This is a genomic window from Bacillus sp. es.034, assembly GCF_002563655.1.
Taxonomy (GTDB): Bacteria; Bacillota; Bacilli; order Bacillales; family Bacillaceae_B; genus Rossellomorea.
This window is the reverse complement of the sequence record NZ_PDIY01000001.1, coordinates 2,226,398-2,246,720: the sequence shown is the minus strand read 5'-3', so window position 1 is coordinate 2,246,720 and position 20,323 is coordinate 2,226,398. Positions and strand designations below refer to the sequence as shown.

19 protein-coding genes, 2 tRNA genes and 1 riboswitch are annotated in these 20,323 nt (G+C 44.4%); of the genes, 1 reads left to right on the top strand and 20 read right to left on the bottom strand.

All coding sequences use genetic code 11. The annotated features are described in order from the left end of the window. Positions 1-36: 36 nt before the first annotated feature. From ATG71_RS11410 to ATG71_RS11340, 15 genes are all read right to left on the bottom strand, one after another. Complete coding sequence (locus ATG71_RS11410; RefSeq protein WP_098439704.1) at positions 37-1,041, bottom strand: tetratricopeptide repeat protein; 1,005 nt, start codon at positions 1,039-1,041, stop codon at positions 37-39. Positions 1,042-1,149: 108 nt separating this feature from the next. Continuing rightward, positions 1,150-1,226: transfer RNA gene (locus ATG71_RS11405), tRNA-Arg, on the bottom strand. A 117-nt stretch (positions 1,227-1,343) separates the two neighbouring features. Beyond that, a tRNA-Arg gene (locus tag ATG71_RS11400) sits at positions 1,344-1,420 on the bottom strand. A gap of 164 nt (positions 1,421-1,584) precedes the next feature. Further along, on the bottom strand, positions 1,585-2,094 hold the full coding sequence (locus ATG71_RS11395) for a metallophosphoesterase (RefSeq protein ID WP_098439703.1): 510 nt from the start codon (positions 2,092-2,094) through the stop codon (positions 1,585-1,587). Positions 2,095-2,107: 13 nt separating this feature from the next. Beyond that, positions 2,108-2,704 (bottom strand): XTP/dITP diphosphatase, encoded by a 597-nt coding sequence (locus tag ATG71_RS11390; RefSeq protein WP_098439702.1) that lies wholly within the window; start codon positions 2,702-2,704, stop codon positions 2,108-2,110. Positions 2,705-2,720: 16 nt separating this feature from the next. Beyond that, entirely contained in the window at positions 2,721-3,458 is a 738-nt protein-coding gene (gene rph / locus ATG71_RS11385; protein ID WP_098439701.1) for a ribonuclease PH, read from the bottom strand. A gap of 123 nt (positions 3,459-3,581) precedes the next feature. Further along, complete coding sequence (locus tag ATG71_RS11380) at positions 3,582-4,658, bottom strand: GerMN domain-containing protein (protein WP_098439700.1); 1,077 nt, start codon at positions 4,656-4,658, stop codon at positions 3,582-3,584. A 118-nt stretch (positions 4,659-4,776) separates the two neighbouring features. Beyond that, positions 4,777-5,577 (bottom strand): glutamate racemase, encoded by an 801-nt coding sequence (gene racE, locus ATG71_RS11375; RefSeq protein WP_098439699.1) that lies wholly within the window; start codon positions 5,575-5,577, stop codon positions 4,777-4,779. Positions 5,578-5,586: 9 nt separating this feature from the next. After that, positions 5,587-6,045 carry a MarR family winged helix-turn-helix transcriptional regulator gene (locus tag ATG71_RS11370; protein ID WP_098439698.1) on the bottom strand — a complete coding sequence of 153 codons (459 nt, stop codon included), beginning with the start codon at positions 6,043-6,045 and terminating at the stop codon, positions 5,587-5,589. A gap of 256 nt (positions 6,046-6,301) precedes the next feature. After that, positions 6,302-6,526, bottom strand: a complete 225-nt coding sequence (locus tag ATG71_RS11365; protein WP_032087424.1) for a helix-turn-helix domain-containing protein — start codon at positions 6,524-6,526, stop codon at positions 6,302-6,304. 145 nt (positions 6,527-6,671) lie between these two features. Beyond that, positions 6,672-7,142: an acyl-CoA thioesterase gene (locus ATG71_RS11360; RefSeq protein ID WP_098439697.1), complete on the bottom strand. Its 471-nt coding sequence runs from the start codon at positions 7,140-7,142 to the stop codon at positions 6,672-6,674. A 594-nt stretch (positions 7,143-7,736) separates the two neighbouring features. Continuing rightward, positions 7,737-9,329, bottom strand: a complete 1,593-nt coding sequence (locus ATG71_RS11355) for a bifunctional metallophosphatase/5'-nucleotidase (RefSeq protein WP_179886518.1) — start codon at positions 9,327-9,329, stop codon at positions 7,737-7,739. Positions 9,330-9,440: 111 nt separating this feature from the next. Next, positions 9,441-10,208 carry a succinate dehydrogenase iron-sulfur subunit gene (gene sdhB, locus ATG71_RS11350; protein ID WP_060671328.1) on the bottom strand — a complete coding sequence of 256 codons (768 nt, stop codon included), beginning with the start codon at positions 10,206-10,208 and terminating at the stop codon, positions 9,441-9,443. Then, the gene (gene sdhA, locus ATG71_RS11345) at positions 10,208-11,971 is read right to left on the bottom strand and encodes a succinate dehydrogenase flavoprotein subunit (protein ID WP_098439695.1); all 1,764 of its coding nucleotides are present in this window, start codon (positions 11,969-11,971) and stop codon (positions 10,208-10,210) included. Before sdhA ends, sdhB begins: the two co-directional genes overlap by 1 nt. 71 nt (positions 11,972-12,042) lie before the next feature. Continuing rightward, a complete protein-coding gene (locus ATG71_RS11340; protein ID WP_098439694.1) occupies positions 12,043-12,651 on the bottom strand; it encodes a succinate dehydrogenase cytochrome b558 subunit in 609 nt (202 codons plus the stop codon). 352 nt (positions 12,652-13,003) lie between these two features. Here ATG71_RS11340 and ATG71_RS11335 point away from each other — a divergent pair, with 352 nt between their 5' ends. After that, positions 13,004-13,441 (top strand): YslB family protein, encoded by a 438-nt coding sequence (locus ATG71_RS11335; RefSeq protein ID WP_286162985.1) that lies wholly within the window; start codon positions 13,004-13,006, stop codon positions 13,439-13,441. Between the two features lie 59 nt (positions 13,442-13,500). Here ATG71_RS11335 and ATG71_RS11330 read toward each other — a convergent pair whose 3' ends face one another. The 5 genes from ATG71_RS11330 to ATG71_RS11310 all read right to left on the bottom strand — a co-directional run bounded on the left by ATG71_RS11330 (position 13,501) and on the right by ATG71_RS11310 (position 20,298). Further along, on the bottom strand, positions 13,501-14,739 hold the full coding sequence (locus tag ATG71_RS11330) for an aspartate kinase (protein ID WP_098441800.1): 1,239 nt from the start codon (positions 14,737-14,739) through the stop codon (positions 13,501-13,503). Between the two features lie 188 nt (positions 14,740-14,927). Then, positions 14,928-15,106, bottom strand: a riboswitch (Lysine riboswitch). Positions 15,107-15,205: 99 nt separating this feature from the next. Continuing rightward, a complete protein-coding gene (gene uvrC / locus ATG71_RS11325) occupies positions 15,206-16,975 on the bottom strand; it encodes an excinuclease ABC subunit UvrC (protein WP_098439693.1) in 1,770 nt (589 codons plus the stop codon). Continuing rightward, on the bottom strand, positions 16,972-18,450 hold the full coding sequence (locus tag ATG71_RS11320) for a hypothetical protein (protein ID WP_142953475.1): 1,479 nt from the start codon (positions 18,448-18,450) through the stop codon (positions 16,972-16,974). The genes uvrC and ATG71_RS11320 overlap by 4 nt, the downstream gene beginning before the upstream one ends. A gap of 133 nt (positions 18,451-18,583) precedes the next feature. Then, entirely contained in the window at positions 18,584-19,504 is a 921-nt protein-coding gene (locus ATG71_RS11315; protein ID WP_098439691.1) for an FTR1 family iron permease, read from the bottom strand. Positions 19,505-19,548: 44 nt separating this feature from the next. Further along, the gene (locus ATG71_RS11310; RefSeq protein ID WP_098439690.1) at positions 19,549-20,298 is read right to left on the bottom strand and encodes a hypothetical protein; all 750 of its coding nucleotides are present in this window, start codon (positions 20,296-20,298) and stop codon (positions 19,549-19,551) included. Between the last annotated feature and the right edge of the window lie 25 nt (positions 20,299-20,323).

The following is a 20,323-nucleotide window of genomic DNA, read 5'->3' as shown; positions in this document are numbered from 1 at the left end:
TATAACATACAGCCACTGTCTTTCAACAGAGGGGGTTTAAATATTCGGAGAGGAAATTTCCTCTAGTTCCGTAAGTCTTGCTAAAATCCCTTCAGCCTGACTGTTTTCAACCTGCTCTTTTAACTCTTTTTCAAGAATCGCATCGGCAAACATCCCGGCGGTGTAATAGGCATATACTGCAGCGATTTCTTCCGGTTCTTCCTTAAGTGTAAAAGGATAGAGAAGGAAGGCATGACGTTTCAGTAATTCCTCTGCATGCTGAAATAGAGTAGGATTCATTTGTGCCAGAAGCTCATCCAGGCAATGTATGACACCGGTGAAGAAATCCGACTCGAAAACGTCATCCAATGCTGCGGGATTAACCCGCTCTTCCATTCCTATCTTTACTACAACTACTTCTTTATCCATTCCATGCTCTTTTAAAACATTTAAAATCATCGTTTGTAAAAACGGATGGGCATCGGGATCCTGTAAAATCCCTTGCAGTTCCCCGATGAACGGGTGAATATTCCGATGAACGAGCTGTGCCACGATGAGCGTCTGTTCCTCGAGGCTTTTCCCTGTCAAGATGGACGTTTGATCTTCTGCCTGAACTTCTTTCTCAAGAACAGTCTCTTTCCCGTTCACTACCTTTTCACTGAAATGGAGAAGCTTCCTGAAGTGTTCTTCCTTTTCAAAGGGTACTTCCCTTTCATCAAAGAGGGCATTGATTGTATCGATCACTTCACTGTGCTTATGAAGCTGTATAAGAATCATTAAGTACATATCAACGACCTCGAAATAGTCACCGATTCCTTCGAGGAGCATCTCTTTACATATGGATCCGGCCTGGTCGTATTGTTTGCTTTCATAGAGCGATAACACGAGTGCCGTATTGATATCCGGATTATCCGGTTCCAGTTCATAAGCTTGTGCGAGGAGCTGGGAGGATTCATGGACTTCCCCTTTTTCCAAAGCCTGCACCCCTTTTTCCAGCAGCCGGTCCTTCAATCCTGGAAACTGTACAATCTTTCCTTTTCCTTCTTGGTTTCCCTTATTCATAAAACGTACCTGCCTATACTGTTTAGTTGGTATTAGTTTAGCACGATATCATTTGGATAACAAAAAAAGCCTACCTCATTGGGGTAAGCTTTGCATATGTAGGGTTTATGGCGTCCCAGAAGAGATTCGAACTCCCGACCTACAGTTTAGGAAACTGTTGCTCTATCCTGCTGAGCTACTGGGACACATTGAGAATAGCAATCGCACCATGTATCGGATAAAAAAAGAGATACCTCACAGTTTACTGTGTCAGTACCCCTTGTTAGTCAAAACCCTGATATCAAGGTCGTATGTAATGATTATGGCGTCCCAGGAGAGATTCGAACTCCCGACCGACGCCTTAGAAGGGCGTTGCTCTATCCAGCTGAGCTACTGGGACGTGTGTGTTTCGTTATTTGTTTTTCAAGGACAATATTTATTATATTCACATAGCATAAATAAGTCAACAGATTTTCAGAAAAAGTTTTATTTTATTTTTCAGCTTTGCTTTTACACATCAAAACATGAGGGGGACCCGTACATGACGAGTTCCCACTCTATATTTTACAAACTAAATGTTTGCGTCAATTCATCCAGCACCACATGATCGTGGGTCAGAAATGTGACATTGATTTCTTGATCTTCCGTATCCACTAATGCGTAGGTACGTTCACTTCTCCCCCGTGGCAACAGGATGCTTCCAGGGTTCAGGAATAATGTACCGTTAATCAACTCTGCCCCCAGAGTGTGCGAGTGACCAAAGAACACAAACTGCGCCCCGACCTCTTCCGCTCTGTATCGGAGTTTCATCAATGACATCTTGATTCCATAGTGATGCCCGTGAGTCACCATGATGGTTTGCCCATCTAGCTTCTCTACCAGGTCGTCAGGCAATCGTGCATCCATGTCACAGTTCCCCCGGACAACGAGATAAGATGACAATGCAGGATCATCAGCACTCAACTCCGAGTCACCACAGTGGATCATGGCGTCTACACTGGACTTGTACTTCTCTGATAGATTCAACAATTCATCTTTGGATCCATGACTGTCACTTACAACTAATAATTTCATTCAGATTCACCCTTTAAACTAAGTCTGAAATCATATTTCCGAGCTTTTTTAGTGCGTTCCCGCGATGACTGATCTGACTCTTTTCATCTTGCGTTAATTCGGCCATGGTCTTCCCAAGGGAAGGCACGAAGAAGATCGGGTCGTAGCCAAAGCCATTGGTCCCCCTCTTATCTCGGAGGATCATCCCTTCACACGTTCCTGTCACCGTTTTCGTTTCCATGTCAGGACCGGCAATGGCCAACACACAGTAAAAACGGGCAGTGCGATCTGCTTCTTCCACTGACTCAAGCTCACCCAATGCCTTCTCCATATTCGCTTCATCGCTCTTTTCTTCCCCGGCATAGCGGGCCGAATAGACGCCTGGACGACCTTCCAGGGCATCGATGGAGAGTCCCGAATCGTCAGCAATCACTAGTTCCCCTAATTCTTTGGCTACGGTTTCCGCTTTTAAAATCGCATTCTCTTCAAAGGTTTCGCCTGTTTCTTCAACATCCTCAATATGAGGAAGGTCTAGTAATGTTTGTACCTCATACCCATATGGTGCAAACATATGTTGGAATTCTTTTGCTTTTCCTCTGTTCTTTGTGGCTATGATCACTCGTTTTGTCATCGGCTCTCTCATCCCTTTATTGAAATCTTTTTACGATATCACCTAATGATTGCTGCTGGATTTGGAATAATTCGCGAATCCCAACTTGTCCAAGCTTCAATAATTGATGTAATTGATCCATTGTAAATGTAGCTTCTTCACCGGTTCCCTGAAGCTCCACAAATTCCCCCTCACCCGTCATGATGATGTTCATATCCACCAATGCGCTGCTGTCTTCAATATAGTTCAAATCAAGGACCGCTCCGTGTTCTTCCACCATCCCGACACTTGTCGCTGCAAGAAAGCTCTTGAGTGGGAATGAAGAAATCTTTTTACTATCCTGAAGCTTTGCAAGGGCGATTGCCATGGCAACGAATGCCCCTGTGATGGAAGCCGTTCTTGTCCCGCCATCAGCTTGAATGACATCACAATCGATCCAGATCGTGCGCTCTCCCAATGCATCCAAGTCAACGACCGCTCTCAGGGCACGTCCAATCAATCGTTGAATTTCCATCGTCCTGCCTGAGATTTTCCCTTTGGACGATTCACGGATATTTCTCGTTTCCGTCGCTCTCGGAAGCATGGAATATTCCGCCGTTATCCACCCTTTTCCACTGTTTCTCATAAAGGGAGGCACACGCTCTTCGATACTGGCGTTACAAATGACCTTCGTTTCTCCAACCGTTATCAATACAGAACCTTCCGGATGCTTGACGTATCCTGTCTCGATTTCGATATGACGCAATTGATCCTTTTCTCTGCCGTCTGTTCTCATATAATTCCCTCCTGTTTTGTTCGTACGTTATGTAAAAAATGGCCAAATCAAAAATAGAAGAGGCGGCAATCTGCCAACCTCTTTTCATGTGTTTCTATTCATAGTATATCAAAAAATCGCGATTTAAAAACTAATTGCATTCACATTTTCTGGTCTTGTCACCGGTTCAGTCACCGTTTCCCCATCTTTTGAGACGGTGGTCGCCTCACCATTCACGAGTACCGATACCCCTTTGATGCCCTTTTGCTCGGTTAAGGAGAGGACGAGGGAATTCAGCATATGCTCAGAAACCATTTTTTCTTCAAGGCTTCCATACACCGCTTCATTAAAGTTCAGTGTCACGGTTCCTTCCTCAAGCTTCGGATCATCCAACAGCTTCGCCCCCGTAAAGTCACTTGCAAGGGAAGAAGAATAACCCGGTCCTTCGATCAGCTCATTCACCACTGCCTTGACTTCATCCACGGATTTGGAACTGACGCGTTTCGTCACAGGAACATAATAAGTCTTATCATCGGATTGTGATACATAATACACGGTAAGCGGTTTGGTGCTCGTCGGATCGACAACGCCTGACGTATCCACATTGATCCCGACTTTTCTCGTTAATCCATTTTCGTCGATCGGCGTACCATTCACCGGCATCTCCGTTAATGGATACCCGTTCACCCGAAGTTCGACTTTTTCAACCGAATCAAACTGAGTCAATGTCCATGTCACGGACTGCAGGATCTTCTGTTCATCTTCAGGCTGATAATTATTGAATTCCGGAGAGAAATCGGCAATTGCCTTTCCGTCTTTAATATCGACCGTCACCTGTGTATCTGCCGGCAATACAGCCCTGAATCCGTTTGGCAGGATGTTTTCGACAGGACCATTCTTCACTAAGTATTCCACGGCCTGTTTGGCCACGCTTTCCTGATTTGGAAGAGGGATGGACTGGGATACGACATAGCCGTTTTTATCGATTAAATACAATTCCGTCATGACGGTCTCAGCACCCGCTTCTTCTTTGCTCACCTTTTTATTTGATTCCTCATTCTTGGCGGTATCGACTTTCTCCCCTTCTTTCAAGTAGGATAAGTCTTGAGGAGGATCGATCTTCTCCTTATCATCACCGAAACTGAGTAAACCACAACCGGAAAGATATACAGAAGAAGCTAAAACCGTTACAGCAATTGACACCTTTGCTTTTTTTGCCATTGGGAAACCTCCTAAAAGACAGTTTGTACTAACATATATACGAGCCCCGTCCAAAAAATAGACCGAAACTTTTCACAATAAGGACAACAAAATAAAAAAACCATCCGATCACAAGATCCTACTCTTGTAATCGGATGGTTTCTGCTTTTACTTCCCCGACTGTCAGCCAATCGGATGCGATCCGTGAAAAAATCGCTGATGACCCTGTGTTGAAAAAGCGGTGTTCGGGCTGTTGGACTCCCCTGTACAGGAGGTTGTAATAATCAAGGATCGTACTGACTTCCCGGGCTGTTTCGTCCCCGGAACTTATGACACTGATCTCAGGACCCATATAAGCCTGTATCTTCGGCTGCAGCAATGGATAATGGGTACACCCGAGGATCAACGTATCGATCCCGGACTCTTTAAGAGGATGGAGGGTCTCCCCTACAATATCAGTCGCCATGGAGCTGTCGTACTCTCCACTTTCCACTAGCGGAACAAACTTCGGGCAGGCGAGGGACGTGACGTCCAGGCTTCCGTGAAGGGAGTGAAGGGCATCCACATAGGCGCCGCTGTTGATCGTCCCCACGGTTCCAAGGACACCGATCCTCTTATTGTGAGTATGCTTGATCGCTGCCCGGGCCCCCGGATGGATGACTCCAATCACCGGTATATCCAAATGGGTCTGTATTTCATCCAGCACCACCGCAGTGGCTGTATTACAGGCAATGATCAGCATTTTGATATCATATTGCATGAGATATTGAGTCATTTCCCACGTGAACGCTTTTACTTCTTGAGCAGATCTGGGTCCGTAGGGACAACGGGCTGTGTCACCTAAGTAATAGATGGTCTCTTTCGGCAGCTGACGCATCACTTCTCTCGCGACGGTGAGCCCCCCTACCCCAGAATCGATGATGCCGATTGGTTGAATCACGTTATTCCCTCATTCTGGTTTAATTTCTTGATGTAGTTTTGCTAAATGATCCTTTAATAATAGCACTTCCTGGTCAGAGAAATCCGTTAAGGCACTCTGTAAGTAATTCTGCCTTTTCTTGATCACTTCTTCAATAATTCTTTCGCCCTCTTTTAACATATGAATGCGCACGACGCGACGATCATTCTCATCCTTGACCCGTTCGACCAGCTGATTTTTTTCCATTCTATCAACAAGGTCCGTCGTCGTACTGCAGGCAAGGTACATTTTATTCGAAAGATCTCCGATGGTCATATCCCCATATTCGAATAACCATTGTAGCGCGATGAACTGTGGAGGCGTGATGGTATACTGACTTAATATCTCTCTTCCTTTTTGCTTAATGATCGATGATATGTACCGAAGGTCTTTCTCAATATCTGCCACAACTTGTATATCTTCAATGGATTGCTCTTTAGAATTCGTCATTATTTCTCTCCTTTTACATTCAGAAACCGGACATTTACTCCTTATGATAACCCGGAACGCTTTAGTTTTAGCTCCGTATATCCATAATTGGTCAAGCACGTATTCCCCTTACTAGCATTTTCGCCTTTTTCACGGAAAAATTCAAGGCAAGTCTAAAGGGAACAGAACTAAAAGAGACTGACTCTCATTCAAACATTAATAGGTATCCGCTATAGAAACCCGTTAATTGTTCGGCATTAGAATCAGTCCCTTACATTTAAAGCTTGAGTTCCCCCATGCGAAGAAGCTCTACAACAGCTTGAGATCGCCCCTTCACTCCAAGCTTTTGCATGGCGTTGGAAATATGATTTCGAACTGTTTTCTCGCTAATAAATAGATCACTAGCAATTTCTTTAGTTGTTTTGTCTTGAACCAACAGTTCGAATACTTCTTTTTCTCTTTTGGTGAGCAACGGTTTGTGTGTAAAATCATTGTCCTTCAATTATGGTAACCCTCCTTGCCTTCGCCAGCTTTAAACCGCGGGGATGGGTATTGTTGGTCGTCAGAATATCATATGTGAAGGTAGGGTTTAGAGTGACATAGAGAAGGAAGTTAAATGAAAAATAGGCAGCGGTTTCTTTCACGTGCTAAACCGGGCTCGAGACCACCTTTTCGCTATGGAGCTTCACCTTCATTTCTTCCGTCCAAGGGACACCTTTTCCAGTTTCCTTCGATATTTGCACCATGGTTCCTCTACCAGTAAAGCAAACCTGTTCTTCTTCATTCAGACCCATGTAATGTAAATCTACTGAAGAACGACCAACGCGATCCGCCTTCACATATACCTTCAACATCTCGTCGAAGAATACTTGTTTTACAAAATCACATTGTAAATCTGCAACGACAGGGATCGTATCATGCTTCGGTTTAACCCAGTTTTGCATAAATCCAATGTGCTTTAAATATTCGATCCTGGCTTCTTCAAAATACGTAAATGGAACGGTATTATTCATATGTCCAAACATATCAGTCTCAGAAAACCGGACCTTTATATGGATTGAAAATGAAAATTCTTGTTGCCATGTTTCTATATCTTCAATGTATGTAAAATGTTTCAAATTGGATCCTCCTTTTAGTAAATGAAAAATGAATGATGATTCATTTTATTATACCCTTTTTCTGAAAAATATGAAACCTATATGCATAAAACAGAGCCGGCAGGAAAAACCGGCTTGCCTTCTTATTAATGGGGTTACTTTAGAGGTGTAAAAGCACATATGAAATGGAGGTGTGTGAGTGATTAGGCTTTTAGGAAGACATCTTATCCTTAATGGGGGAATCAGTGATAATGAAAATAAGCGGAAATTTTCCGGTTAAGACTGAAGAAAAGAGCTATATTCTGGATATAAGCGGAGTTTTTCCGATTAAGTATAGTAATCTTAACGATTTTCACGTCTTTCGTGTAAATAGGCGGAATTTTTCCGACTATTTAAGATATTTTGGGTTGTATTTATTAAATAACCGGAATTCCTCCGCTTAAGCGGCTTTAGCCTCTATTGAACACGTACAAGCGAAAATTCTAAAAAAGGCTTATAGATCTTTTCACTCTAAGCCCTTTAGATTGTGATATAAACGGTCAATGATTTGTAGAAGTTATTGGAATTGCCCTGTGATTAATCGTTATGCACCTCACAACTAAATCCGTTCTTTTTCTATTCTTTTCGTTTCACGATCCTTCCCTCCACTTGCGGGGAAACAGGGGAATACCTGGTGAGATACTCACTTATCACCTCATATAGATTGAGATGCAGATCGGATATCCTGCCGTTTTCTTTTGCATTTCTCAATACGGTAAAACCATCCCCTCCATCTGCAAGGAATGCGTTGACTGCCACTCCGTACATCTTGGAACGGTCAAGGGGACTCCCTTGTATTTTCACTTCCGTTATTCTATTACCAATGGGCTTTGAGGGATCAAAGTGAAATGTCATGCCCGATACTTGAAGGAACTGACCTGCTTCCCCGTCCAGATCCGCTACACTATGTTCCAATGCAAGAAGGATTTCCTCCCCCGTCAGATTCAAGGTGACAAGGCTATTCCCAAAGGGCAGCACTTCCAACACTTCTCCCATGGTAATCTTCCCTGCCCCGATGGAACTCCTGATGCCGCCCCCATTTTGAAATGCGATTTCAGTGGGGGAATATTGATTTGCTTTTTCCAGCATGGCGTCAGTAATGAGGTTGCCTAGATTGGTCTCTTTTGTCCGAACGTCCCGACGATCTCCATTTAATGAAATATTGGTCGCACCGACATCCAAGCTCTTTAACTTTTCAATGGGCTTGCCCAGTTGCTCCAATCTCTTTACTGCCCATGGATCAGGAGGATACACGTCATTCCCTTTTTGATCTTTGGCCAACACATCCAGCAGCTCACCATCCCACTCAGTCAATACCCCTCTTTCGTTAAATACAGCCGTGAATTTGCCAAGTGACTTCCCATACTCATCCGCTTGTACGATCAGTGTCGGTTCTGATTTCAAATTGTACACGAGCGGGTTTTCTAATCTTGTATGGGAATGGCCGCCGACTAAGATATCGATTCCTTTCACTTTTTGAGCCAGCACTTTGTCTTGTCGCACTCCAAGATGAGACAGCAGGATGATGTGGTTCACGCCTCTCGCCTGAAGTTTTGCAATCTCCTCAACCGCTTTCTTTTCGGCATTCTGAAAGACTATCTCCTTAACCGGAGCAGAAAGGAAAGTCGTATCTTCGGTTGTGAGACCGATGATTCCAACTTTGACCCCCTTGACTGTTTGAATGATGGAAGGGTAGATCTTTCCACCTTCTGACTGTTCCGGCACCCTACTTTTCATTAATGGAGCAAGGGTAGGATCAAGACGGACATCCACATTGCTGCTCACTACTGGAAAGGAAAGTTTCCTAATAAAGTTCGCCAGCACCTCACTCCCCTTATCGAATTCATGATTACCCAACGTCATGGCATCATAGCCAATTTCATTCATGAATTCAGCATCAGCCTGCCCCAGATATTCATTAAAAAACAACGTGCCCGAAAACACGTCCCCTGCATCCAGCAGAAGGGCTTCCCCATCTTTTTTCCGTTCTTCTATAATTGCCGAGTGAAGATACGGAACGTTTTCCAGATGGGAGTGAACATCATTCGTATGCAGGATCGTCAGACGGAAAGCCCCACCATCTTCCTTTTCCTTTGCTTTCACTTCATCCAGGTCAACAGGGGATATATTGAATAACAAGATTGCGAATATCAATCCTATTCGCTTCACACCCATCACTCCATACGCTCATTTGTAGTCTACTATGCGACAATTGACTGCATTTTATGAGCCATAACAAAAAAGCACTCCCCAAAGGAAAGTGCTTTTCATCAACAAATATTAATCAACCATATGGTCGCTTCCGAAGAAGTTTTTGAACATTTGGAAGGTGGTTTCACGGTTAAGTGCCGCAATCGAAGTTGTCAAAGGAATTCCTTTTGGACAGGATTGAACACAGTTTTGTGAGTTACCGCAGTTGGCAAGTCCACCGTCGCCCATGATGGACTCAAGGCGCTCATCCTGATTCATGGCACCTGTTGGATGCGCATTGAACAAGCGTACTTGAGATAATGGTGCGGGTCCGATGAAGTCTGACTTACTGTTTACGTTCGGACAGGCTTCCAGACATACACCACATGTCATACATTTTGATAATTCATATGCCCATTGACGCTTTTTCTCAGGCATACGCGGTCCAGGACCCAAATCGTATGTCCCATCAATCGGAATCCATGCTTTCACTTTCTTTAAGCTGTCGAACATGCGGCTGCGGTCTACCTGCAGGTCACGGACAACAGGGAATGTGCGCATAGGCTCAAGACGGATCGGCTGTTCCAGTTGATCGACCAATGCCGTACAAGACTGTCTCGGCTTCCCGTTGATGACCATTGAACAAGCCCCACACACTTCTTCCAGACAGTTCATGTCCCAGTTGATCGGAGTGGTGTGTTCCCCTTTTGCATTGACCGGATTACGACGGATTTCCATCAAGGCGGAAATGACGTTCATATTCGGTCTGTAATCAAGTTCGAACTCTTCTTGAAAAGGGGCTGTTTCCGGGCTTTCTTGACGAGTAATGATAAAACGGACTTTTTTATTTTCACTCATCATTTACTTCCCCCTTTACTTTTAGAATAGTCACGCTTACGTGGTGCGATCAGTGAAGTATCTACTTCCTCGTAATGGAATTCAGGAGTGTTCGTCGCGGCATTGTATTTTGCCATCGTCGTTTTCAGGAATTCCTCATCATTACGGTCCGGGAAGTCAGGTTTGTAATGGGCTCCGCGGCTTTCGTTACGATTTAATGCACCGATTGTGATGACGCGGGCAAGCTGCAGCATGTTCCACAATTGGCGTGTGAATGTCGCCCCTTGGTTGCTCCATTTAGCCGTGTCATTGATATTGATATTTTGGTAACGTTCCATCAATTCCTGGATCTTCTCATCCGTTTGTTGAAGCTTGTCATTATGACGTACAACCGTTACGTTATCCGTCATCCATTCCCCAAGCTCTTTATGGATGACATAAGCATTCTCAGTGCCATTCAGGGACATGATGTTGTTCCATTTTTCTTCTTCCTGTTTTACATAGCGGTCGAATAGTGAAGATGGGACAGATTCTACTGTTTTCTCAAGTCCTTCAATATACTTAATTGCATTAGGACCTGCAACCATACCGCCATAGATAGCGGATAGTAATGAGTTAGCCCCTAAGCGGTTACCACCGTGCTGAGAATAATCACATTCACCAGCTGCGAATAAACCAGGGATATTTGTCATCTGGTCATAATCGACCCATAGTCCACCCATAGAATAGTGAACAGCAGGGAAGATTTTCATTGGTACTTTTCGTGGATCATCACCCATGAACTTCTCATAGATTTCAATGATTCCGCCAAGCTTGATATCAAGCTCTTTTGAATCTTTATGAGACAGATCGAGATAAACCATGTTCTCTCCATTGATACCAAGCTTTTGGTTTACGCACACATCAAAGATTTCACGTGTTGCGATATCACGAGGTACAAGGTTACCGTATGCAGGATACTTCTCTTCAAGGAAGTACCATGGCTTACCGTCTTTGTATGTCCAGACACGTCCACCTTCACCACGTGCCGATTCACTCATGAGACGAAGCTTATCGTCACCAGGAATGGCTGTCGGGTGGATTTGGATGAACTCACCGTTTGCATAATACGCACCTTGCTGATATACGATCGATGCGGCAGAACCCGTATTGATGACAGAGTTCGTAGACTTACCGAAGATGATCCCCGGTCCACCCGACGCCATGATTACGGCATCTGCTGCAAATGATTTGATTTCCATCGTTTGAAGGTTTTGGGCAACGATTCCTCTTGCAACTCCCTCGTCATCAATGACGACTCCAAGGAATTCCCAGCCTTCGAACTTGCTGACTAATCCAGCCACTTCATGACGACGAACCTGCTCGTCCAAAGCGTATAAAAGCTGCTGACCAGTCGTAGCACCAGCGAAAGCTGTTCTGTGATGCTGCGTCCCACCGAAACGGCGGAAATCCAGTAACCCCTCAGGTGTACGATTGAACATAACACCCATACGATCGAGTAAGTGAATGATCCCAGGTGCTGCTTCCGTCATTGCTTTAACAGGCGGTTGATTCGCTAAGAAATCCCCACCATAAACCGTATCATCAAAATGTTCCCAAGGAGAATCCCCTTCTCCCTTTGTATTAACGGCTCCGTTAATTCCACCCTGTGCACATACAGAGTGAGAACGTTTAACGGGTACCAGTGAGAATAAATCGACTTGCGTTCCTTTTTCTGCTGCTTTAATTGTGGCCATCAGGCCGGCTAAACCGCCACCGACAACGATGATTTTACCTTTACTCATCGTGACTCACTCCTTTTCCTACCATACTTCGAGAGCACTTACTTATCTATCAGACTCGTATATTTTTCTGCTTATACGAAGGCAAAGATTGCACGCATTCCGACAATCGATAACGCGACAAAAATCCCGATCGTAACATATGTAGCAATTAATTGAGAACGAGGTGTAACCGTAAGTCCCCAGCTAACGCAGAATGACCATAATCCATTTGCAAAGTGGAAAATCGTTGAAAGAACACCAAGCACGTAAAATCCTAACATCAACGGATTGGATAAAATGTTTTCCATCATCTGAAAGTTCACTTCAGCTCCGAACGCTGCAGCGACCCTTGTTTCCCAAATATGCCATGTGACGAAAATAAATGTGATCACTCCAGATACACGTTGAAGTAAAAACATCCAGTTACGGAAATAACCAAATCTGCTTGCATTATTCTTTGAAGTGAATGCAATGTAAATTCCGTAAATCGCATGGAAATACAATGGAAGGAAGATGATAAAGATTTCAAGGAAATAACGGAAAGGAAGACTTTCCATAAAATGCGCCGCCTGGTTAAATGATTCTTCCCCACCAGTGGCAAAATGGTTCACGACTAAATGTTGTGTTAAAAATAATCCAACTGGAATAACACCTAGCAATGAATGAAGCCTGCGATAATTAAATTCTCGATTTCCAGCCATGATTTACCCCCCTTAATGATAAAATATGAATTCGTTTTCTAATGCCTTTCATTGTTGATTAGACAACGATACATATTTTATATTGTAACAATAATGTGACATGTTCATTTTACTCCCAAGGAGTGGAAGCGTCAAGAAAACGTATACATAAATTCGACAATACCGCAAAAATATTTTCAATGAATCAACAACGGAAAACATGAGGTTTTGCCTGAATAAATGTTCGAAAATTCAAATAAATAAACAATAAATATTATATCACCAAAATATCCCAAGGTCATTTTTTTCAAGGTATGGGATGATAATTACCTCTTTCATGTATATAATAGTTTTATAGAAAGAGGGGATTTACTTGGAACAGAAAAAAGAAGAAGTACATCAGCCGTCCGTTCCAATCTTCGGATATGAAATGTTACGCGACATCTTGATTCCAGACATATTAGGAAAACACACACCCGATATCCTATACTGGGGAGGAAAGCAGCTCTCGAGGAAATTCCCCCTTCAGTCAACGGAAGAAATATCTTCCTTTTTCGATGAAGCTGGATGGGGCACCCTTACACTTCTGGAACAAAAAAGAAACGAAATGACATTTGAATTGAGCGGAACCGTGATCGAACGGCGTCTGTCACTGAAAACGGATGTGAATTTCAAACTGGAAACGGGCTTTATTGCCGAACAGATTCAGCTTCAAAGAAAATGTGTGGCAGAAGCTGCTGACGAATTACATAAACGGAGCCAATCGGTCAAAATAATGGTAAGATGGGACGACAAAGACCGGATCGAGTAAGCAAGCTCTCAATAAAGGGTTGCCTGGAATCGTCCAGGCAACCCTTTTCCATATTGATCCTACAGCGTGATTTCTTCCATCTTCACGGCATCGAGATGAAAGGCCGTATGTAAGACGCCTGCTGCCTTTTGCATATTCTCGCCATCCACTACTGTAGATACTTTAATCTCAGAAGTGCTGACCATTTTCACCACGATGTCATTTTGAGCGAGTACTTCAAACATTTCCCCGGCCACACCCGGGTTTGAAATCATACCAGAACCGACAATAGAAACTTTCGCAAGTCCACTCTCATGCTCGACGTGGGTGAAATTCAACCGCTCTTTATTTCGCTCAAGAACAGCAAGGGTTTCATCGAGATCTTGCTCCTTGATCGAGAAAGATAGATTGGTCGTATTCTGATCCGTCTGGGTCTGGATAATGATATCAACGTTCAAATGATTCTCAGCCAACGTAGTGAACACAGAAGATAGTCCTGTTAATGCATTTCCCAGTCCGAATACCGTAACCCGGGTGATCTCATTTTCAAATGCTACTCCTCTTACAATCAGGTTCTGTTCCATGCTTGCTTCCTCCTCAATATACGTGCCTTCCACTCTTTCGATGCTTGATCTTACTTCCAACGGGATTTGATAATTCTTGGCAAACTCCACCGCCCTTGGATGGAGGACCCCGGCCCCGAGGTTTGCAAGTTCGAGCATTTCATCATAGGAAATCGACGGTAACTTCCTTGCTCCTTCTATATAGCGGGGATCTGTCGTGTAAACCCCGTCTACGTCCGTATAGATGTCACAGCGCTCCGCTTTCAGGGCAGCCGCGATCGCAACGGCCGTTGTATCCGATCCGCCCCGGCCAAGTGTTGTGATTTCCCCGGAATTTGTCATTCCCTGGAATCCTGCGACGATGACCACTCTTCCTTCCTGAAGGTGAGTTGCCATTTTATCGGTATGAATATTGGTAATCCTTGCATTACTATGGACGGATTCCGTCTCGATTCCGGCCTGCCAGCCCGTGAATGAAATGGCATCATGCCCTGATTGGATAAGGGCCATGGTCAGGAGTGAAATGGTGACCTGTTCCCCGGTTGAGAGCAGCATATCCATTTCTCTTTTGCTCGGTTGAGACGTGATTTCCCTTGCAAGACCAACGAGTGTATCCGTCGTTTTCCCCATGGCAGATACGACGACCACCACATCATTCCCTCTTTCTTTTTCTTCAATGATCCTTGACGCAACATTTTGAATTCTTTCCACAGACCCTACTGAAGTCCCACCGAATTTTTGAACAATAATACTCACGACTTCTCCCTCTTTCTGAGCGTCTCCGCTCTTGTTGATGATGAAGAGTACAATCACAATCATCCTACACGTCCATAGGACAGGATCTTTGGTTACAAAGTCCTGCGCTGATAATAAAAAAAGCAATGAGAATAATATCTCATTGCTTTATGAACATACAGCAGAACATACAAATAGGTTCATCGGCATTGTGAGATAGCTCTCCAAGATTGAATCATCTTGACAATCCTGCATTTCTTAAACGCAGGACCAGCGGAAATAGCATGAGACTATAACCACTTCGGCGATTCTCCCCTTTCCAGGCATGTCGGCGGAGCTCATACCCCTCTTTACCTGTACTCTTGAAGTTCGCACCTCTATCACCACTTAAAAAGTGATAATGTTATAAATTTTTGTTAAGTATAGCACATAAAAAATGGTGATTCAATGCACAATTTTCAATTAAATAAATTCTTTTATTCAGCCGCTACTTCAATTTCTCCACCAATACCTTTGCCACGGCTTCCGGAATTCCTATCTCTGTAAATTCCTCGACTGTCGCTTCTTTCATCTTTTTCATGGAGCCAAAGTGTTTAAGAAGTTGTTTCTTTCGTTTTGGTCCGATGCCGTCGATGTCGTCGAGGGTGGATTGGAAGGCGCTTTTGCCTCTTAGCTGACGGTGGAAGGTGATGGCAAACCTGTGGACTTCATCCTGGATTCGCTGGAGGAGATAGAATTCCTGGCTGCGCTTTTCAAGTGGGACGATTTGCAGCGGGTTGCCGTACAGCAGTTCCGACGTCTGATGCTTATCGTCTTTCGCAAGACCGCCAATCGGGATGTCGAGACCCAATTCATTCTCGATCACATCCCTTGCCGCTTCGATCTGACCTTTTCCTCCATCGATGATGATGAGGTCCGGTAAAGGAAGTCCGTCTTTCAGCACTCTCGTATACCTTCTCCGGACCACCTCCCTCATGGAATCATAATCATCAGGACCTTTCACGGTTTTGATCTTGTATTTACGATATTCTTTCTTTTCCGGTTTCCCGTCTAAGAAGACGATCATGGCCGAAACAGGATCCGAACCTTGAATATTGGAGTTATCAAAGGCTTCAATCCGGAAAGGGGTGTAAATCCCCATATGCTCCCCAAGCCTTTCAATGGCTTTGATCGTCCGTTCTTCATCTCTTTCAATAAGGGCGAACTTCTCCCCCAGTGCCTGCTGGGCATTTTTCTCGGCAAGCTTCACAAGCTCTTTCTTTTTCCCTCGTTTAGGCTGGGTCATTTTTACCTCAAGAAGTTTTTCCGCGAGTTCGATATCGATCTCTTCAGGCAAAAAGATCTCCTTGGGCTTAAAGTGGTTGGATTTGGAGTAGAACTGACCAAGGAACGTCAGGAACTCATCCTCGGGTTCATTATAGAGAGGGAATAAAGACACATCCCGCTCAATGAGCTTCCCTTGCCGGACGAAGAATACCTGAACACACATCCAGCCTTTATCAACGGAATATCCGAACACATCACGGTCGGTGAAATCGGTCATCGTCATCTTCTGTTTTTCCATGGTCGCTTCGATATGGAGAATCTGATCGCGGAATTCCTTCGCTCTTTCAAATTCCAGATTTTCCGAGGCTTCATTCATTTTCACCGTGAGCTGTTTCTTGATTTCCTTGTATCCTCCATTGAGGAATCTGGCTATTTCATCTGTCATATCCCGGTACGTGTCTTTGCTCACTTCTTTAATACAGGGAGCGAGACATTGGCCCATATGATAGTAAAGGCAGGCCCGGTCAGGAAGCGTATTGCACTTCCGTAGAGGATACAAGCGGTCGAGAAGTTTTTTCGTTTCATTTGCCGCTCCGACATTTGGATAAGGACCGAAGTACTTTCCCTTTCCACGCTGGACCTTTCGTGTGGTAATGAGTCGCGGGTGCCGTTCATTCGTTAACTTGATGAACGGATAGCTTTTATCATCCTTCAACATGACATTGTATTTAGGGTCATACTTTTTGATCAAATTCATTTCGAGGACAAGGGCCTCCAGATCAGATGACGTCATGATGTACTCGAAGTCCTCGATCTCCCCTACCAGCCGCTGGGTCTTCGCGTCATGGGAGCCGGTAAAATAGGAACGCACCCGATTTTTCAAAACCTTGGCCTTTCCCACATAGATGATCGTCCCCTGCCTGTCCTTCATTAAATAACACCCCGGTTGATCAGGCAGCAGCGCTAATTTATTCGTGATATTCTGATTCATCCGTTTTCCTCCTCCCTCTGTTTCTCCCATTTATATAATGTCAGGTCGTGATAGATCGGATCGATGAGCTCACTGGAATGGAAACGCTTCTCGACTTTAATGAACGCATCCATCTGGATCCCCTGTTTTTTAAATCCTTCGACTACCTTATCCGTGAGATAAATATCCCGTTCAGGGTAATATCGTGTGTCAGTGGTAAACACTTCATACGTTTGTACCTTCTTATGAATGAAAGGAACGTCAAGATACTCGAGTACCCTGGACTCCTCCCATGTATATACGACGAGAGGCTGTCCTTCCTCTTCGCTCTCTAAATAATCGGCCATTTGATAAACAGCCGGAATGTCCGATGCATGTTTATATAATAACGCACTTGTATGGTAAACCTGAAGCAGAAGGAATGAAAGGACAAGAATGGGACCTGTCCGGGTAAGTCGTTGGGAAAGTACTCTTCCTGATACAAGGAACAAAGCAATCCCGATCAAAGGCAAAGCATGACGGGGCTTCATCACATTCTGTGCGAATAGAGCCCAAATAAAATAACTGCCCAAAAGCACCAGCATCAGCCGTGTCATATAACGATTACCATGTGAACCCTTCTTTGCTGCAGCCAAACCGACAACCAATAGAATGAGAAGGGGGAGAAACTCAGCGACACCCCCAACCCATATCGTGTTCACAAAGATCAGCTTCACGACCCTGTCCAAGAGGCTTAGGTCCGAGGCACCGATTGTTCCCCCCCACTCTTGAAAATGTCCGTTCGTGAAGGAGAGGGCCAGTCGGAGGAAGCTTTTGAATCCTCCTTCCGACATGCTGATCCCCGCTACCCAGAGAAGCTGGAACAGGATGGCAATGAGTAGGTAAACGAAGGTATCCAGGAGTGTTATCACGCCACTCTTCCACTTTCTGTACAGGACTATCAGGATGCCGATCCCAAGGACCAGATAAGATAACCTGATTCCAAGAAGCAGGCTGAATAGAAGCAGGGGAAGAATGAGGAATCCTTTATGGTGTCTCTCATGGGTCAAAACCAAACTCCATATATACCACCACATCACCCCGATTGCTGCCCCCTCTGACATGGGCTGATTCACCATGAGGGTCGTAAAGCTGCTCGTATATACAATGGCCGTTGCCATCCCTGCATATGTCGGACGCGCGATTCGTTTCATTAACAGAAAAAGAGGGATGATGGCACTTCCATATAGAATGATATTAAATAAGGTCAGGGCTTTGACGGGGTCCCCTACCATCAGATGAAGGAATTTGCCTCCGAGGATGAAATAAGGATAACCGGGAAAGTGGGGCTGCATCTGATACATATCGAAATGCAGGACACCCAGTGCAAAATCCACCATATCCCAAGTAGCCGCGTAGGATGGGATCCACATCACCTGAAGAACAAAAACAACCGTCACAGCAAATGCCCCCGCCACATTCGGCCAACTCATATACTTCCCACTCTTCATTCTCAACGACTTCACCCTCATACTTTGATAGACTCTCAACCATTAAAAAAGCACCAAACATACATTCCTTTAAAGAGTGTACACCTTTCGAAAAAGGTGTTCAATCTTTAAGGGCAATGAGGTTTGGTACTGATACAATTTATTTAGCTTGCGGACTCAAATCCTTCACTCCGCCTTTGACCTCTTCCTTTGTTTTCACCGACTCCCGCTTCGGTGCAGTCAGGAAGTAAATCGCTACGAAATAGCCGATATACGAAATCACTTCTTCGATGGAAGGCATGGAAGAATATCCGAACAACGCTTTCAGGAAAATGCCTACATCACCGGATAACAACGGGGCAGTTCCCGTATCACGAAGGAAATGGGCATAATCGATCGGATGCTCAGGCAGTATCCAAGTCAGGTCGTAAAGGTGTGGAATTACACTGCCGATCAATCCTATATCCTGCATCATGGAAATCGCCTGTACAAGAAGTCCAGCAGATATGAGGATAATGAATGCGCCGGTCACTTTAAAGAAGCTCTTCAATGAAATTCTCATTGTGCCTTTAAAGAAGAAGTAAGCTACGACACAACCGATGACGACTCCCGTGATCGCTCCCCAGCCCTGCATGGCCGCTCCGATATCCCCGCCTGTAATGGCGGCGAAGAAGAATACAGTCTCCACACCTTCTCTAAGAACAACGAGGAACGAGTGTATCACCATTCCGACAATATTACCTGTCGAAATAAAATGCTTCATTTTCCCTTCCATGTTTCCTTTAAGGTCACGGCTGTGCTTCGCCATCCAAAAGACCATCTGGGTAAGAAGGACGGAGGAGACCAGCATGATGCCGATCTTCAGATACATCTCGCTTCCCATCGCGGCAAATCCCGTAAAGACGACCTGAAAGAGCATCGCTACGCCGACACTGGCGATTACCGCTAATCCGGCACCCAGCCAGACAAACTTTGTAAACCTGCCGTGATTCGTTTTCTTCAGATAGGTAGTGATGATCCCGATGATCAGTAACGCTTCCAGGACTTCACGAAAGGTGATCAGTAAAGCTTGTAATTCCACAATAGTTCCCCCTTACTTGCTTAAAGACTATTTCTATAGTGACCTTATTTACGTTTTCTGACGGCGTATACAATCGCTGCAGCCAGAACCCCGACGATAATGATGATGGGTATCCAGTTCTTCAGGTTGGAAACATCCGTCCACTCCTGTTTGCCGCTTGATTCCTCTGTGGCACTTTCGGAAAAATGTCCGACTTCAAGGCTTTTAATGTCAAATTCTTTTTGCAGCGAATCCACTATGAACGTTTTACTTTCTTTAAACGTGTCCTGATCGGATTCCTTGGTTCCGACTCCGAACAGTCCCGGGTTCCCGAGGGATTCCAGCGCTTGATCGAATTCAGTCCTGATCTTTTGATCCAATTCAGGGTTTTCCCCTTCTACTTTCGGGGATAACGTTTTATATGTAGCAAATCCTTTTGCGAGTAATCGCTTACTCGTATCATATTCCGAAAAGTTTTTATCAATGCTTTCAAGTCTTCTGGCAATATTGAGGACAAGCAGTTCATCCAGATTTTCAATAGCCTTTTCTTTTTCTTTGTTATCAAGGTTCTGAAGGATGATCTTCGAAGGTTCTTCACCCATATGCTGATCTACTTCTTCTTGAACCGTTTCATAAATCTTTTTGGACTCTGAATAATTCGGAGGGTCTTCATCAAGCTTGATCATGATTTCTTTATACGCTTCTGCTATCTTCTCCTCACTTGGGTCACCGTATGAATAGGCGGATGCCTGTGAAGACAGCATGAAATTTCCTAATAAAAACAGTAGTACCGTGGTTATGAACGATTTTTTCATGTATGATTCCCTCCTGTTTTCAATG